Raw genomic sequence first — 16762 nt, 5'->3', positions numbered from 1 at the left:
GGGGCGCCGCACCCGCCCGGGGTGGTTTGGGGGTGTGGGGGTCAGCCGCGGGCGCCCGACGTGACGGCCTCGGACTCCGCCGGAGCCGTCGGCACGTGTCCGGCGCCATGGCACGCGGCCGCACGGCGGACCGGGACGAGGAGCGCGGCCAGGGCGGCGGCCAGGCACAGCACGGCCAGCAGACCGAAGGCGTGGGTGTAGCCGGAGGCGTAGGGGAGACCGGAGGGCTGGAGCCGGCTGGTGACCAGGACGCTGCTGACCGCGGCGCCGATGGAACCGCCGATGGTGCGGACGTTGGCGTTCATGCCGGTCGCCGCGCCGGTCTGCTCGGCCGGGACGCTGCGCACGATCAGGGTGGCCATCGAGGCGAAGGCGAGACCGATGCCCAGGCCGAAGACACCGGCCGCGAAGGCCACCTGCCACTGCCGGTCGTGCCAGGCCGCCAGGGTGCCGCAGGCCACGGCTCCGAGCGCGGCACCGGCCGTGAGCAGGTGCTTCGCGCCCACCACGGGCTCCAGGCGGCCGGCGAGGACACCGGAGAGGAACATCGCGATCAGCATCGGCAGCATCAGCAGGCCGGCTCCCGTCACGCTGGCGCCGAAGCCGAAGCCCGCGCCGCTCGGGGTCTGGACGAACCCGGGCAGGAAGGACCAGATCGAGAACATCCCCGCGCCGAAGAGCAGGCCGGCGGTGTTGGTGGCCCACACCGCGCGCAGCCGCATGATGCGCAGGTCGATGAGGGGGTTGCGGGAGCGGGCCTCGGCGGCCAGCCACAGGGCGAACAGCACGACCGCGGCGGCGAACAGACCGAGGGCGCGGCCGGAGGTCCAACCCCACCGGCCGGCCTGGCTGAGCGGCAGCAGCAGGGCCACGAGCCAACCGGACAGGAGGACGGCGCCGAGCCAGTTGACGCGTCCGTCGGCCCGGCTCGGGGACTCGGGCACGTAGCGGAAGGCGATCAGCGCGGTGATCCCGACGACGATGACGGGCAGCCAGAACAGCCAGCGGTAGTCGAGCGCCGAGACGATCGGGCCGGCCGCCACGATGCCGACGCCGCCGCCCGCGGCGATCACGGCGGACAGGTTGCTGATGCTGGGGCCGACCCGCTCCCCGGGGAACTCGTCCCGGATGATCCCGAAGGACAGCGGGAACAGCGCGCCGCCGATGCCCTGGATGACGCGGGCGATGATCAGGACGCCGATCGACGGCGCGAGCGCGGCCAGCAGGCAGCCGAGGGTCAGGGCCAGCATGACGGCGACCAGGGTGCGCTTCTTGCCGATGAGGTCGCCGACCCGGCCGAGGATGGGGGTGAAGACCGAGGCGGACAGCAGGTAGGCCGTCATCACCCAGGTCACGGTGGACTGCGAGGTGTGCATGGCGTCCTGGACGGTCGGCAGGGCCGGCGCGATCAGCGACTGGAGCATGGAGAACACACCTGCACCGGTCGCGAGGACCGTGAAGGTGAGGGTGGTGGACTTCCGTGGCATGAAAAGCCTCTTCGGTTCGGGACGGGGCGTGGCCGGGCTCGTCCGGCCGTGGTCGTACGGGCCGCGCGGGCAGCCCGGGGGCACCGGTGACCGCGCGGCGGCCGCCGGGGAGGGCGGGGGAGGACGGGCGGTGCGTCGGCGCAGGGCCCGTGGGGGGTCACATCAGGGCGCGGGCGTCTCGTCGTCGCGTACGGGGCACGCGCCGACGGGAACCACACACCGACTGATAAAGTGGAGGTATGCCTCCAATGTAGCGGAGGCCATCCTCCACTTCAAATGTTCCGGACAGGGAGGCACAGTGACGGCCGACACGTTCCCCGTCAGCGCGATCGTCGCGTCCCAGCGCCCGCACCGCAGGGACGCGGCACGCAACTACGACGCGCTGCTCGCGGCCGCCCGCGAGGCCTTCGCCGAGAACGGCGCCGAGGCCTCCCTGGAGGACATCGCCCGTCGCGCGGGCGTGGGCATCGCCACGCTCTACCGGAACTTCCCCACCCGCCGGCACCTGTTCGAGTCCGTCTACGCGGACGAGGTCGACGAGCTGTGCAAGGTCGCGCAGGAGGTCGCCGACCGTGAACCGTGGGCGGCCCTCACCTCCTGGCTGCGCCGCTTCGTCGACTACACCGTGACCAAGCGCGCCATCCGCGAGGCCCTCAACACCGAGTCGGACGTGATCCTCGCCTGCCGCGAGTCCATGTTCCAGGCCGGCGGGCCCCTCTTCGAGCGGGCCCAGCAGGCAGGCGAGGCCCGCGGCGACATCTCCTTCGACGACCTACTGCGCATGATCGCCGGCATCAGCGCGACGAACTTCCTCGACGACGCCCAGCGCGACCGGATCCTGTCCGTCGCGCTCGACGGCGTCCGCGTGCGCCGCTGAGGCCGAGGCGGTCAGGGCCGCGCAGGTCAGGTGCCCCCGCAGTTCAGGCACCCTCGGCGGCAGTCGCAGTCGCAGTCGCCGTCGCCCCGCGTGGCGCGGCGTAGGCGCGGACGGAGACCCTCCGGTCCGGGCCCCAACGCTGCTCGACGGTGGCCAGCAGCGTCCACCCCAGCCGTTCGTACAGGGCCGCGGCGGCCGTGTCCGACGCGACGACGTCGAGCACCGGGTGCAGGCCCCGCAGCCGCGCCTCCTCGACGGCCGCGGCCATCAGCCGGGCCCCGATGCCGTGGCCCCGGGCCGCCGGAGCGACGAAGAGCCGGCCGACGACCGCGACCGGGGCGGCGGCCGCCCCCTCGCGCGCGCTCCACAGCCCGGGTGCCGCGTCGCCCTCGGCGCCCCGACCGAGACCGACGTGGCCGACGACGGCGCCGTCCGATGCGGCGACCCACGCGCCGAGCGAGCCCGCCCCGGTGAGCCACTCCGCCGGCGCGGCGGGCCAGTCGACGGGGTAGCCGTCCCGCTGGTGGACCGCGGCCAGCACCCGCACGCACGCGTCGAGGTCGCGCTCCTCCCGCCGCCGGACCCGGATCACCGCACCTGCCGTCTCTTCGCGCACCGGGGTATGCAACCACAGGGGGCCGAGGCGTGGCGGTGCCGTGGTCACCCCGCAGGGCTCGGGCGAGTACGGGGGCGGGTGGTTGGTCGGGCCGCGACCGGGCGGGGTCTGACGGCCGTCCGAGTCCGGCGGCATCCGCTGCGGTGGCGTCGCCCCTGCCTGGACGGTGGTCCGGGTCAGGTTCCCCGCGCCGTCGTAGCCGGGCGTGGCGGTGGCGCTCGCAGGCGCGCGCGCCGACGGCGACTGCCCGGCGTCGTTGTACTCGCAGGTCGTCCTGCGGCCCAGGGCGTCCGTCGCCGAACCGAGCAGGCCGCGGCCGTCATAGGCGTCGGCGAGGCGTCGGTCAGTTGCTCGTGGATACATCGCCGGTCGGCGCGGCGGGCCTGGGCGTGGCAGGAGCGGATGTCCGCCGCCGCGCCGGGGGATGCCGGGTGTGTGGAGAGCCCCCGTGCTGCCGCCCGGACTCAGGCCGACGGCGTTGTACAGGAAGACCCGGGGCGCCGCCGGGCGCGCACCCGGAACGAAGCGACGGGAACGCCCAGCGAGCGAGGGGCGTGACCAGGGAGGATACCGGCACGTCCACCGATGCGCCGCCCGCCCGCCACGATCTTCGCGGGATCGGGTCGCGGTGGCGGGGGCCGCGTGCGGAGCGCGCCGAAACTGCGGGAGGATGTGTCAGATCGCGCCGGGCCGACGTCCGTTCGGCCCGGCGCTCGCGAGCATCCGAACGTTCCCGCACATCGCTGAACGTTCCCCGATCGATGAGGCGACCCGTGACCACACAGCAACTCCCGCGCCCCTTGGGCGAGTCCGCACCCCTGTGCGGAGGCGGCCGGTGAACCGCGCCCTCACGCTGCACGATCTGATCGTCGCCGGTGCGGCGATCACCGCCGGCGTCCTGGCCGGGCTGCTGCTGCGCCTGGCCCTGAGGTGGCTCGGCGAACGGGCCACGCGTACGAGGTGGGGCGGCGACGACATCGTCGTCACCGCCCTGCGCACCGCCGTGCCGTGGGCCGCGCTCGCGGCAGGTGGCTGGGTGGGCGCCGCGGCGCTGCCGCTGACCCGTGTCGTCGACCGGACGGTCAACCAGGTGCTCGTCGCGGTGCTGATCCTGGCGACCACGATCGCCGCGGGCCGCATGGTCGCCGAGACGGTGCGATCGCTGGCGCTGTCCCGCTCCGGGGTCGCCGCCTCCGCGACGATCTTCGTCAACATCACCCGCGTCGTCGTGCTGGCGATGGGCTTCCTGGTCCTGCTGCAGACCCTGGGCATCTCGGTCACGCCCCTGATCACCGCCCTCGGCGTCGGCGGTCTCGCCGTCGCGCTGGCTCTGCAGGACACGCTCGCCAACCTCTTCGCGGGCGTGCACATCCTCGCGTCCAAGACGGTGCAGCCCGGCGACTACATACGCCTCAGCAGCGGCGAGGAGGGCTATGTCGTCGACATCAACTGGCGCAACACCGTGGTGCGCCAGTTGTCCGACAACCTGGTGATCGTCCCCAACGCGAAGCTAGCGAGTGCGATCGCCACCAACTTCCACCAGCCCGAGCAGCAAATGTCGCTCATCGTCCAGGCGGGCGTGGGATACGACAACGACCTCGAGCACGTGGAGCGGGTGACGATAAAGGTCGCCGACGAGGTCATGGCGCACGTCGAAGGCGGCATCCCCGAGCACGAGGCGGCCGTCCGCTTCCACACCTTCGGCGAGTCGCGGATCGACTTCTCGGTGATCCTGCGGACCTCGGAGTACGGGGAGCAGTACCGGATCAAGCACGAGTTCATCAAGCGCCTGCACCGCCGCTTCCGGGAGGAGGGCATCGACATCGCCTTCCCGACACGGAATGTGGTGCTGCGTCAGGGGCAGCCCGGCGAGATGACGCTGCCGCAGCAGCGTACGGTCCCGGCGGCACCGGGCCGCGCCGCCGGCAGCTGACCGCCGGCACCTGACAGGCGGCTCGGTCCGGGCGGGCACTCCCGGGCGCGTGCCCGGCGGCCTCCCGTACGCCGGGAGACGGACGCGCCGCCCTGCGGGGCCGGTCCTGCGGTGCCGGGCAGCCGACCGCCCGGCACCGCGTGCCGCCGCAGGGTGCCGCGGGCCATCACGACGAGGGCGGCGTCCGCACGTGCCCACGGCGGAGGCCGAGGACGGTATTCGCGGACCGGGACAATACGGGTCTACTACTCCATAAGTGGACATGGCGGACCGTGCTCGATACGGTCGGGGTGTGGGTAGACCACTCCTGAAGCCGAGCCCCGGCACTCCTCAATCGCACTGTCCGCGCATGGACTTGGATGCGACCGAGGACGACGCACCCACCCCGCACGCTCCCGAGAGGGGAGACAGCCATGCGCGCGCAGCGATCTCTCGCACTGCTCGCAGGCCCAGTGGCCATCGGAGCCCTGGCGGTGCTGCCGGCGGCGCCCGCGCAGGCCGCGACGGCCACCGGCCACGTCACGGCCGGCACCGTCCAGGCGCAGGCCGCGCACACCCTTGCCCAGCAAACGGGAAAGCGCTACTGGCGCGGTTTCCGCGACGGGCGGGACGACGGACGCTACGACGCCCGCTCGCGCCCCCGCTGCCGTAACCAGTGGGACAACTACCGTCCCCAGAGCTGGAACTCCGAATACCGCCGTGGCTACCGCGACGGCTACCGCGCGGGCTGGAACGCCTACTGCTGAGCGCGGCGGTAGCGGCTCGTTCCCGCGCGCCCCCTTCAGACCGCCAACGCGCGTACGCGCCCGTGCGGGACGCAGGTCGCGGCGACCAGGAGCGCCGCGACGGCGCCCGCCACGAGGACCGGGGCGGGGCTGAAGGTCGCGGCGAGGACCGCCGCCACGGCGATCCCGTGCACCGCGTCGGGCGCGGAGGGGCGCCCGGCGGCCCCGCGGTGCAGCAGCCACACGGACAGCACGAATCCGGCGACGGGCACCGTGTAGGCGGCCGCCGCGCGAGGGAGCCGGATGGCCGCTCCCGGTGGCCAGGGAGACGCTGACGGCGAACCCGGCCCCCACCGCCGCCGCGCACGCCGGCCCTCCCTCGGGAAGGCCGGCCCCAGCGGTCGGCGTGCGCCGGTCAGCGCATCGGTCCGCGGTCCGCGGTCAGCGGGAGCTGATCAGCAGGCCGGGCACGACGGTTTTGCCGGTGCGGAACTCGGTGTACGCCCACTGCTCGACGTCGGGCTGCGGGCCCACGGGGTTCAGCGTCACCTGGTAGCTTTCGTCCCGCTTCACCTGGGACGGTGCGGTCAAGGTGGCGTTGCGCCCGTCGGCCTTCTCAGGGATGACGGTCACCCCGAGCCGGTAGGGAACCTCGGGCGAGGTCGTCGTCCGGGCGTGCACGTAGGCGGTGTAGACGCCGGGTTCGGGGAAGAACCGCGCGCTGCGTTCGTTGCTGTGCCAGGACGCCCAGCTCCGGTCGACGAGTTCGCCGTCCTTGTAGAGGTAGAGGTCGAGGTTGGTGTCCGGGTCGTCCGAGGCCGTCTGCACGACCAGCCCGGCCGAGCCGCGCGGCACGACGATCTTCGTGCCCTGGGTGCCCACCCCGCCCGGGGAGAAGACGCCGCCGGTGACGGACGTCGTGAGCTTCTTGTCCGTCCAGGTTACGGGGACGTACCCGGTGGTGCGGCCGGCCAGCGGGCCGGTGAAGCCGGGTTCCATGTTCGCCTGGCCCTGCCCGCCGATGCGGCCGAACTCGATGCCCGTGTCGTCGTACGGCCGCGGCGTGAGTCCCCACGGCCGGCCGGCGACCGTCAGGCGCACCCGGTGCTGGGGGCTGACGAAGGTCAGCGACCCGGTGGTGTAGCGGTCCCAGGTCGCGGTGCCGCGCTCCAGGGTGATGGTCACCGTGGCGGTCGCTCCGGGCTTCACCGAGACCGCCCGGGGGCTGACCGTCACCTTCATCCCGGCGAGCCCGTCGACGCGCGCCGTGTACGTCTCGGTCCGCGTGCCGACGTTGGTCAGCCGGCGCGTGAGCCGTACCGGCTTTGTCCCGTCGTACTCGCGCAGCGCGATCGACGGCAGGTTGATCTCTTTGCCGTCGGGCGTCGCCGCGGCCGCGAAAGCGGTCAGTTCGGCGGCCGAGGGCTCGATGACCAGGCCGGGGTCGTCTGCGGACGAGGTCTGCGGCAGGCCCGAGCCCTGGCGCAGGGGGCTGGTCGTGCCCCGGGTGTCGGTGGCGGTGGTGCGCAGTGCCGAGGCGGTCGCGCCGGGCGACCAGTTCGGGTGCCTGGTGCGCAGCAGTGCGGCCATGCCGGCCACGTGCGGGGCCGCCATCGAGGTGCCGGAGTAGGCGTCGAAGAGACGCCCGCCGGTCATCGGCGACACCGCCGCGACCACGTCGATGCCGTCCGCGACGAGGTCGGGCTTCTGGAGTCCGGTGTGCACCTGGTCGGGGCCGTAGGACGACAGGCTCGCGACGCTCGGCAGTCCCACGACGCTGCTGCCGTCCCCGCCCTCGGTCAGCGACGCGGTCCCGTCGGTACGGTGCGCCCACAGGTAGTTGAAGAGCCTTCCCGCCTGTTCGGCGCTCCACAGGTAGACGGTCGGGAAGTCGTAGATCACGTTGAGGCGTGCGTTGCCGGTCGACTGGAACAGCACCACGCTGACACCGCCGGCGGCCTTGACCGTCGCCACCGCCTCTTCGGCGTCAAGGAAGTCGCAGGCCACGATCTTGCCCTTGACCTTGGCGGGGTCGAGGCTTCCGGCCGAGCAGTAGCGCGCCCCGTCGACGAGCGATCCGGCCTGGTCGGCGAAGACGATCGGCGTGCTGCGACGGGACGGCAGCTCGTCCATGGAGGTGCCGATGATGCGCGTGCCGTCGCCGAGTCGTACGGTCGCCTCGTGGGACCGCAACACCGCCGCACCGACCGTGGTGACCCAGGGTTCGGCGTTGCTGATCATTCCGGACATGCCGTCGTTGCCGGCGGATGCGGCGACGAAGACGCCGGCGAGGTACGCGTTGAGGAAGGCGTTCCCGATCGGGCTGTTCGGCTGGGCGTCCCCCATCTCGTAGCCGATCGAGTAGTTGATCACCTGGACGCCGTCGGCCACCGCCGCGTCGATCGCCGCGATGATGTCGGCGTCCGTGCCCATGCCGCCCCACAGCGCCTTGTACACGGCGATCCGCGCGTCGGGCGCCACCCCGGAGATCGCGCCGTAGTCGTGCCCGAGGACCATCGCGTGCTTGACGGGAAGACCCGCCGCGGTGGAGGCGGTGTGGGTGCCGTGCCCGATCATGTCCCGGGGCGAGAGGTTCTCGCCCTCGGGCAGCGAGCCGTGGGCGCTGAGGTACCCGTCGGCGAAGTACCGCGCCCCGACGATCTTGCCGTTGCAGGCGGAGGCCGGGAAGTCCCCACTGCTCTGGCAGGTGCCGTGCCAGCCCGCGGGCGGCGCCATGGTGGCGGCGAAGGAGGCGCTCTCCGGCCAGATCCCGGTGTCGATCACGCCGACGACCACATCGGAGCCGTGGACCGGCTTGGTCTGCGCCGCCGTCCCGGACGCCGTCCGCGCCGGCGCCTGTGCGGTGTGCTGCGCCGCTTGCGCGGTCAGGGCCGTCGCCGTGTCGGCCTTCACGAGTCGGGCCGGGGTGACCGCCTCGACGCGCGGGTCCTTGGCCAGCTCGCCGACCTGCGTTCCGGTCAGTTTGGCGGCGAAGCCGTTGAAGGCGGTGGTGTACGTCTGCTGGGCCCGCACACCGAAGTCGCCGAGTACGTCACGCTGCGCTTCGCCGAGGTGCCGGCGGTACTTCTCGGCCGCGGCCGAATGAGGTTGGAGCTCCTGCCCGGCCGCCGGCCTCGTCGCCGCGAGTCCCTCGACGCCGCCCGTGTACGAAGTGACGGGCGCTTCCCGCAGCCGCACGACGTATTGGCCCTTGATGGTGTCGGGCTGCGCGTCGGTGTGCAGGGCGCCACCGCCGGTGAGCGATGCCGGGGTGTGGTCGGACCGGCCCGGCTGCAGGTCCGGCAGCGGAGTGCCGGTCTGTGCCGCGGCCGGCCCGGTGTTCCCCAGGCCGCTCAAGAGTGTGGCGAGGACGGTGATTGCCGACGCCACGACTATTCGGCGTCGTTGTCGAAGGCTCGCGCTCGTGACCACGAGTCTCCTCCCATGTAGTGAACGGTGCGTATGTCGATCACACCCAATCCCTGATCGATCACGTGGAGATCACATCCGGATGACGATCCGTCGCCCCCGGCGTCGCCGCGGCTGCCTGCGGGGTATCTCGCCGCCGCTGCGCGGTAAGTGCAGCGCGACGGGAACGATGTCCGGTCGATCGCCTTAGTGCGAGGGGGAATTGCGCATCTCGGAGCTGTGACGAGCGCAGACCTGCCTACGCGTGACCGCGGTTCGGTCCGTGCTCCCGAGTGCGGAAAGCGGGGTTCCCGGGAGGTGGCACGGTGCCGACGACCTGAGCGACGTGGGCACCCGCCTGTCTGGCGTCTTGCAGACAGGTGTCGGGATGCCGACACCGTGGGCACGTTCACGGCTGGCCGAGTGTTTCAGCAGGGCACGCCGCGCCTACCAACTCCACGTTGACGAGCCGGATGTCGATTTCCGGGACCGCGCCCTCGGTGCCGGCCGCCGCGAGGAGGCCGGCGCCGCCCTCGGTCAGGAAGAGGAGGAACGACGAGGCTGAGGCCGCCACCGGACCCGGGCGTGCGTGCGGCCGTGCCGCTGCGCGGGACGCAGGTCGCGGCGACCAGGAGCGCCGCGACGGCGCCCGCCAGGAGAACCGGGGGGGCCGAAGGTCGCGGCGGGAACCGCCGCCCCGGCGCGCACGTGTACCGCGAAGAGCACGGAGGGGGCCCCGGCGGCCCCGCGGTGCAGCAGCCACATGGACGGCACGAGTCCGGCGACGGGCACCGTGCAGGCGCTCCTGCGGCGGCTCGCTCGTGAGGACTACCTGTCGGGCCTGCCCTGGACGCTCGTCCACCGCAGGGGCGCCGTCGCGAAAGAGCTGGGGAAGCCGGTCGCAGTTGCCGGGCGAACGCCGTCATCGTGGGGCGCGGGAGGGGAGACGGCACCACACTCTTGCGCCCGGTCGCGGACCGCCTGGCGCGCCGCGCCCGGTGCCCGGTGATCGCCGTGCCTTGAGCACGGCCCCGGGGCGCCGTCGCGAACGCGGGAAGCCCGGACGTACGCGGGCCGGAACCACGGCGGGTGGTACCCCGCCGCGGTCCCGGCCCGGCGCGGCTACTTCGTCCGGTAGGCGTCGACGATGGTCTCGTCGACGGTGTTGCCCTGCTTGTCCACGGCCTGCGCCTTGAACGAGACACTGCCGCCGGCCTTCGGGTTGGTGACCCGGACCCGGCCGTCGCGCACGCTCAGCTTCTGCCAGTGGGCTCCCTGGTCGTAGGAGGCCCACACGCTCAGGGACTTGAGGTTCCCGCCCGCGGCGGTGCCGCGGACGGTGACCGGCACCCAGACCTTCGCGCCGGCCTTGCCCGTGCTGTCGAGGGACAGTACGGGGGTGAAGCGCACGACGGAGGTCGGGAGCTTGGTGATCCCCGGGGCGAACTCGGAGGAGAACGTCCAGCTCGCGGTCATGCTCGTGGACACGTCGGCTACCGCGCCGCGGTTGACCGAGACGGTGACCCGGTAGTCGGCCCGCTCGTTCTCCGCGATGTAGAAGACGTCCATCGGGTAGATGCTGGTGCTGACCAGCTCACCGTTGCGGTAGAGGGACGTCCGCGCGCTCTCGACCGGTGCGTTGTTGTCGCTGGTGTTCCCCTCGCTGTCCGAGAAGAGCGGCAGCCGACCGTCGATCGCCTCGTCGGCCCGGATGAATCCGACGAGTCCGGCGTCCTCCGGTAGATCCGGCCCGAAGACACCGACGTTGAAGACGTGCTCGTAGGAGCGCCCGGGCTTGAACGTCCGCGGCAGCGCGTCGTAAGAGGACTCGTAGGAGTCGTTCGCGTCGGTCTGCATGAAGCCCAGCTGCCACGAGGGGTTCCCCGAGAACAGGTGCAGGGTGCCGGTGTAGGGCAGGGCGTGCACGGTGCCGAGGCCGGCGCCGCCCTCGGTGACCGGTGTGACGAACCCGAACTTGCCCTTTGCGGGCGCTCCGAGCTTCGTCGTCACCTCGGCGAACTCCCGGGCCTTGGCGTGGTGGGTGAAGCCGGTGAGGTAGCGGTCGCCGGTCGGCTGGTACACCAGGTGGTACTCGTCGTGCCCGCCCGTGCCGGTGGAGAAGGTGGTCATGAGCTGCTGGGTCAGCAGGTCGCCCGCGGCGGCCTTGGGGCCGAGGTGGCCGGTGCGGTACTGCGCGAGGGAGTTGGTGAAGACCCCGTAACGGGTGCCGAATCCGTCGGGCATCTCGATGCCCGCGCTGAAGTAGCCGAGGACGGGCTGGGCGGAGCGGTCGGGGACGGTGATGTCGAGCGCCTTGGCGGTGCGCGCGTCCACCGTCACCGTGGTGTCCTTGTCGACGACGAGGTTGGGCTGGTTGAACCAGTCACCGCCCTTGTCGTAGGAGCCCTCCGGATCGACCCGGACCATGCTGTTGAGGAAGTACCGGCCCTTGGGGACGCGCACCGAGTGCGTGTCGCCGGCCAGCGCGATGTTGGAGCCCCTGGAGGGTCCCGTCAGACTCTGCAGCTGGGCGTCCCAGGCGGGAGCCGGCGCCGGCTTGCCCATGCGGTCGAGGGCCTTGACCGTGACGGTGTACTTCTCGGACTCGCGCTCCACGGCCAGTGCGGTGCCCACCGTCTGCCCGTCGCCGGTGGCCGTGACCCGTCCGGTGAAGGCGCCGGTGGTGTCGCCGCCGAGGCGGGTGTCGGCGGTGACCTTGACGGTCGCCTCGCCGTGCGCCGGGACGGTGACCTGCTCGTCAGCGGTGAACATCCCGCCGGGGGCGGGGTTTCCGTCCGGTCCGGTGGCGTCCACGGTCAGCTTCAGGGTGACCGGGGCGTCGCCGGAGTTGCGGTAGGTGAGGTCCTTGGTGACCGGCTGGTCGTCGGTGTGCGGCCACTGCGCGACACCGTAGTTGAGGGAGGTTTCGCGGGCGACGACGGTCTGCTTGATCGCCTTGCGCAGGTCGACCCGGCCCGAGCCTTGCTCGAAGGCGGTGTATCCGCCGGGCGTCGTCGAGGAGACCAGCGCGTCCTTGATGTCGTCGCCGGTCCAGTCGGGGTGCTGCTGGGCGAGGATCGCGGCGGCGCCGGCGACGTGCGGGGTGGCCATGGAGGTGCCGTTGAGGGCGATGTAGCCGTCAGCGACGGAGGGGGCGACACTGGCCAGGTAGCTGTCGTGCGCGGCTGCGGCCCCGATGGCCACACCGGGCGCGGTCAGGTCCGGCTTGATGCCGCCGTCACCGGCGCGAGGGCCGGTGCTGGAGAACGGGGCCAGCTTGTCCTGCTTGTCGACCGCGCCGACGGTGAGGGCGGCGTCGGCGCTGCCCGGCGAGCCCACCGTTCCGGCTCCCTGCTCGCCGTTGTTGCCCGCCGCGATGACGAACAGCGCCCCGCTCTCGGCCGACAGCCTGTTGACGGCCGCCTCGGCCGGATCGACCTCCGGCGAGTCGTAGCCGCCGAGGCTGAGGTTGACGACGTCCGCCTTCTCGGCGACGGCCCACTCCATGCCCGCGATGATCTGCGACATGCTGCCGCTGCCGCTGTCGCCGAGGACCTTGCCGTTGAGCAGGCGGGCTCCTGGCGCCACCCCCTTGTAGACGCCGCCGGACTTGGCGCCGGTGCCGGCCGTGATCGACGCGACGTGCGTGCCGTGACCGTAGTGGTCCCCCGTGTCCGGCGCGTCGGAGAAGTTCTTCTCGGCGACGACCTGCCCGGCCAGATCCGGGTGGGTGGTGTCGACGCCCGAGTCGAGGACGGCGATGCGCGTACGGGTGCCGTCGAAGCCCGCGGCCCACGCCTCGGGAGCGCCGATCTGGGGGACGCTCCGGTCCAGGCTCGCCTGGACGACGCTGTCCAGCCACACCGAGGCGATACCAGGTGCGACGGTGCGCTTCCCGGCGTCGGCGGAACCTTCGGTGACCGCGGACCACAGCTCCGCGGTGCCGTCGGCGGATGCGGCGACGGCGTCGGCGTTGACGCTCGGCAGCGTGCGCCGGACCTCGGCTCCGCCGGCGGTGCGCAGGGCCGTCCTGGCCGCCGGACGGGCCGCGTCGTACATCACGATGAGCCGCAGGTCGCGGCGGTCGGCGTAGGCCGGCGAGCTCAGCGTGGTGATGTCGAACAGACGCCGGTCCACCCGGCCGCTGCGGACCAGGTCCCGGGCGTCGTCGGGCAGGGCGTAGGTGTGGCCGTCACGGGACTCCACCCGGATGGGGATGCCCTCCCGGCCCTTGGCGGGACGCGCGCCGACGATCTCGCCCTTCGCGTTCACCGCTATCCGGTCGCCGGTGACCAGCGGGATCCACCGCTGTCCGCCGGTGGCGGCCGCGGCACCCGTGGACGTGGAGTCCGCGGGGAAGGCCGGGACCGACGCCGAGGCGGGGAACGGCGCGGGTGACGACGCCGTTGCGGTGGGGCCGGAAAGTGCAAGGGACGCCGACGGGGTGGCGGCGACCAGCAGCATGCTGATTCCCAAGACCGTGCCGACGGCAGGTCTCTTGGACGTGAATTTCACGGTTTCCTCTCACTCGTTCACCCCGCGCCGGCGCGTGGATATCACGGTGGGCTTGGGGTGCGCGCCGCACAGCGAAGCACCGGTCCCGAGAGGAAGTCAACGGGTTGAAATCGAATTGACGGAAGGTGTAAGGACGGTGGACTGCTGTATTGTGAACGGAATTTCCGCACTTTCGACCCCAACTCGCTCGCTATCCGGCTAGACAGGCACAGACCGTGTGCGGCCTGCGCTGTCACCGTCGGACGCCGGCGACGGAGACCGGTGTGCTAGGGGGAAGATCTCATGACATCCGCGAGGTGATGGCGTCGTCTGCCATAAGGCGATGTCTCCGCAGGGTCCTTTCGTCCGGATGGGGGTGATCATGTGGGGAAGCGCCGGCCGAATGCACGGGGGAGGAGTTGCCCGCGACCGTGGGCCGGTTATGCCATGCATTACGGTTCCCCGTGGCTCGGCGCCCGGCGGGGTGTCGGGACCGGTATCGGCCCCAACAGCCCATCCTGCAAGCGGAGTTTGGAGAGTTCGATATGGCGGGCTACTCGCCATCGGGCCCGCCCGTCCCCTCTCGCGGCCGCGCGGCGCCGAGTGCCACCACACCAGGGGCGGCACCCGGCATCGCACCCTGGGTGTTCAGGACGCCGGGATGCCGTCGGCAGGGGCATCCGGCCAGGGAGCTGCCGAAAAATAACTCCTCGGTGAACACCCAGTCTGAGCTGCGCCGTCAAGAGCTTCTCCACACGACTTATTTCTCGGCGGCCCCCAGGGCTTGATCAAGTTCCGTAGGTGTCCGTGTCAGTGGTGATGCCCAGGATCGGGAGTGTTTTGCCGTCGAGGGCGAGGACGCGCAGCCGCCCGGGTGCGGGCGCCGTCGGCTGCCCCGTGGCCTTGGTCGCGGCGCCGGTGGCGGCGTGGTGCCGGTCGGTCAGGTAGGCGCCCACCGCCCGGTCCAGGGCATCACCGTCCACGGCGCCCAGCACGCGCCCGATCGTCACGGGCGAGGGGGTGCGCCGCCACCCGAGCAGATGACGGCGGATACCCAGGGCCGCCAGCAGCCTGCCCGAGGCCCTCGCACCCCATTCGGCGAGCTCGTCGATGCTCTTGGCACCCGAGACAACCGCGCAGGCACACACCAGCAGGATCGACGTCAGCGAGTACCGCCGGCCCCGCCGCGAGCGCGGGTCGGGGATCGAGTCGAAGTAGGGACGCAGGTCGGCGACCTGGCCGACGTTCAGCGGACCCAGCTTCCCCGGCACGGCAGGGATCGGAGAAGATACAGCGGCAGGCACGGGCCACCTCATGATCATCGGGCGTAAGACACCACAATGATCACCAAGCTCGTGCCTGCACTGCTGTCTACCCCTCACGCAACAACTACCGCGAGCGCGGAACTTGAAGCCGCCCTGATATCCTCCGCCAGTGCCTCACCGGGCACGTTGTCGAAGGGCCCCACCGGTCGCGGTGGGGCCCTTCGACATTCTCCGTCTGGCACGCCCGAGCCGCCCGGTTCCCAGCCCGTGATCGCCCACGACGACATCGGGGGCACCGAGCAGAAGCAGGAGCATCGGTGCGCTGTGGTGACTCCCGCAAGCCGAAGCGAACAGAACCGCGTCGACCAGGGCGGCGCCACCCGGCGCATGCGCTCGGTCGGGGATGCGTGCCCCGCGAGCGGGAAATCAGCCGACCGGGAGCGAGGCCGCGTCCGCGGACTCGGGGTGGGGTGCGATCCGGCTGCGTTGTTCCGTGATCACACCGAACAGGCTGATGACGAATCCGAGTAGGGCGACGCCCACGACCACCGCGATCCCGGTGCGGTAACCCTCCAGTTGACCATGTGCATCGGCCGCACCGTGGCTTCCCGAGGTGACGACCGCGGTGACAACGGCGAGCACGATCGCGCCGCCGATCTGGAGGGACGTCTGGACCAGGCCCGAGGCGAGGCCTTGTTCCTCGTCGCGGACGTTCATGGTGCCGGCAACCGTGCTCGACGAGAAGCAGAGGACGAATCCGATCCCGACGAGTACGACGGACGGCAGGAGGACCGGCGCATAGGAGGTCTGCAGCCCGATCCTCAGGAGCAGCGCGTAGCCGGCCACGTAGGCGATGAATCCGCCGGCCATGATCTTGGCCGGGCCGAACCGCGCGAACAGCCGGGGCATCTGGGTGGATCCCAGGATGACCATCAGTGAGCTAGGGAGCAGTGCCATGGCCACCGTGAGGGCGGACCAGCCCAGCAGGTCCTGCAGATAGAGCGTCAGCACGAACTGGAAGCCGGTGTAGGCGCCGAAGAAGAGCAGGGCCCCGATATTCGCTCTGCTGACATTGCCGTTCGTGAAGATGCCGAGCCTGACCAGCGGAGCGGCCGAGCGGGACTCGATGATCAGGAAGGCCACGGCCATGACGACGACACCGGCGAGTGACCCGATGGTCCTCGCGCTGCCCCAGCCGGCGTCGGCAGCCTGGGTCACGGTGTAGACGAGCAGGGAGAGCGAGCCGGTGCCCACGATGGCCCCGGCGCTGTCATAGCGGCGCTCGGCCCGCGGCGGGGCGGGCTGGTGCGGGATGAGCCGTATACCCGCGAACAACGCGATGGTGGCGATGGGGAAGGGCAGCAAGAACGCCCAGCGCCAGCCGATTTCGGTCAGCAGCCCGCTGATGACGAGGCCGAGCGAGAATCCGCTCGCCGCGGTCGCGGAGAAAATGCCGAGGGCCTTGTTCCGCTGCGGGCCCTCGGGGAAGGTGGTAACGATCAGGGACAGTGCGGCGGGAGCGGTGAACGCCGCGCTGGCGCCCTTGATGAAGCGGGAGGCGATAACGAGACCTCCGCTGTCCACGAGGCCACCGAAGAGTGAGGCGGCCGCGAATACTCCCAGCGCCACCAGGAACACTTCCCTGCGCCCCATGAGATCGGCGGCCCGGCCGCCCAGCAGCAGGAGTCCGCCGTAGCCGAGGACGTATCCACTAACCACCCACTGGAGCGCGGAGGTCGACATGCCCAGATCGTGGCCGATGGAGGGAAGGGTGACTCCCACCATCGACAGGTCGAGGCCGTCCATGAAGAGTGCGGCGCAGAGGACAATCAGCGTCCCCCAGACGCGGGGGGTCCAACGTTCGTTCGTGTTCATTTGCTCAACGACCTAGATGCGTATGGTGAATCTGCTGGAGGTCACGTCAGGCGGTGCACCGCCGGGTCCGAGCCCGTGGGCA

11 protein-coding genes are annotated in these 16762 nt (G+C 71.7%); 3 read left to right on the top strand and 8 right to left on the bottom strand.

Annotation, left to right across the window (positions count from 1 at the left end; genetic code table 11):
* Positions 1-41: 41 nt before the first annotated feature.
* Positions 42-1487: an MFS transporter gene (locus ACRWND_RS06710; protein ID WP_431946942.1), complete on the bottom strand. Its 1446-nt coding sequence runs from the start codon at positions 1485-1487 to the stop codon at positions 42-44.
* Between the two features lie 298 nt (positions 1488-1785).
* Between ACRWND_RS06710 and ACRWND_RS06705 the strand changes: the two genes are divergently transcribed.
* Complete coding sequence (locus tag ACRWND_RS06705) at positions 1786-2364, top strand: TetR/AcrR family transcriptional regulator (protein ID WP_431946940.1); 579 nt, start codon at positions 1786-1788, stop codon at positions 2362-2364.
* 43 nt (positions 2365-2407) lie between these two features.
* On the opposite strand, the gene ACRWND_RS06700 is transcribed toward ACRWND_RS06705, so the two are convergent.
* A complete protein-coding gene (locus ACRWND_RS06700; RefSeq protein ID WP_431947025.1) occupies positions 2408-2980 on the bottom strand; it encodes a GNAT family N-acetyltransferase in 573 nt (190 codons plus the stop codon).
* 835 nt (positions 2981-3815) lie between these two features.
* Here ACRWND_RS06700 and ACRWND_RS06695 point away from each other — a divergent pair.
* Entirely contained in the window at positions 3816-4913 is a 1098-nt protein-coding gene (locus ACRWND_RS06695) for a mechanosensitive ion channel family protein (RefSeq protein ID WP_431946938.1), read from the top strand.
* A 413-nt stretch (positions 4914-5326) separates the two neighbouring features.
* Positions 5327-5659 (top strand): hypothetical protein, encoded by a 333-nt coding sequence (locus tag ACRWND_RS06690; protein ID WP_431946936.1) that lies wholly within the window; start codon positions 5327-5329, stop codon positions 5657-5659.
* 35 nt (positions 5660-5694) lie between these two features.
* Here ACRWND_RS06690 and ACRWND_RS06685 read toward each other — a convergent pair whose 3' ends face one another.
* The 6 genes from ACRWND_RS06685 to ACRWND_RS06660 all read right to left on the bottom strand — a co-directional run bounded on the left by ACRWND_RS06685 (position 5695) and on the right by ACRWND_RS06660 (position 16680).
* Positions 5695-5910 (bottom strand): hypothetical protein, encoded by a 216-nt coding sequence (locus tag ACRWND_RS06685; protein WP_431946934.1) that lies wholly within the window; start codon positions 5908-5910, stop codon positions 5695-5697.
* 169 nt (positions 5911-6079) lie between these two features.
* Positions 6080-9028 (bottom strand): S8 family serine peptidase, encoded by a 2949-nt coding sequence (locus ACRWND_RS06680; protein ID WP_431946933.1) that lies wholly within the window; start codon positions 9026-9028, stop codon positions 6080-6082.
* 427 nt (positions 9029-9455) lie between these two features.
* Positions 9456-9620 carry a hypothetical protein gene (locus ACRWND_RS06675; protein ID WP_431946931.1) on the bottom strand — a complete coding sequence of 55 codons (165 nt, stop codon included), beginning with the start codon at positions 9618-9620 and terminating at the stop codon, positions 9456-9458.
* 548 nt (positions 9621-10168) lie between these two features.
* Positions 10169-13561, bottom strand: a complete 3393-nt coding sequence (locus ACRWND_RS06670; RefSeq protein WP_431946929.1) for a S8 family peptidase — start codon at positions 13559-13561, stop codon at positions 10169-10171.
* Between the two features lie 767 nt (positions 13562-14328).
* Positions 14329-14811, bottom strand: a complete 483-nt coding sequence (locus tag ACRWND_RS06665; RefSeq protein WP_431946927.1) for a transposase family protein — start codon at positions 14809-14811, stop codon at positions 14329-14331.
* Between the two features lie 420 nt (positions 14812-15231).
* Positions 15232-16680 carry an MFS transporter gene (locus tag ACRWND_RS06660; RefSeq protein ID WP_431946925.1) on the bottom strand — a complete coding sequence of 483 codons (1449 nt, stop codon included), beginning with the start codon at positions 16678-16680 and terminating at the stop codon, positions 15232-15234.
* Between the last annotated feature and the right edge of the window lie 82 nt (positions 16681-16762).

The sequence above is a fragment of the Actinacidiphila sp. bgisy167 genome, assembly GCF_965342175.1.
In the GTDB taxonomy this organism is placed as follows: domain Bacteria; phylum Actinomycetota; class Actinomycetes; order Streptomycetales; family Streptomycetaceae; genus Actinacidiphila.
The sequence above is the reverse complement of the archived record's forward strand: the minus strand, read 5'-3'. Positions and strand labels throughout refer to the sequence as shown.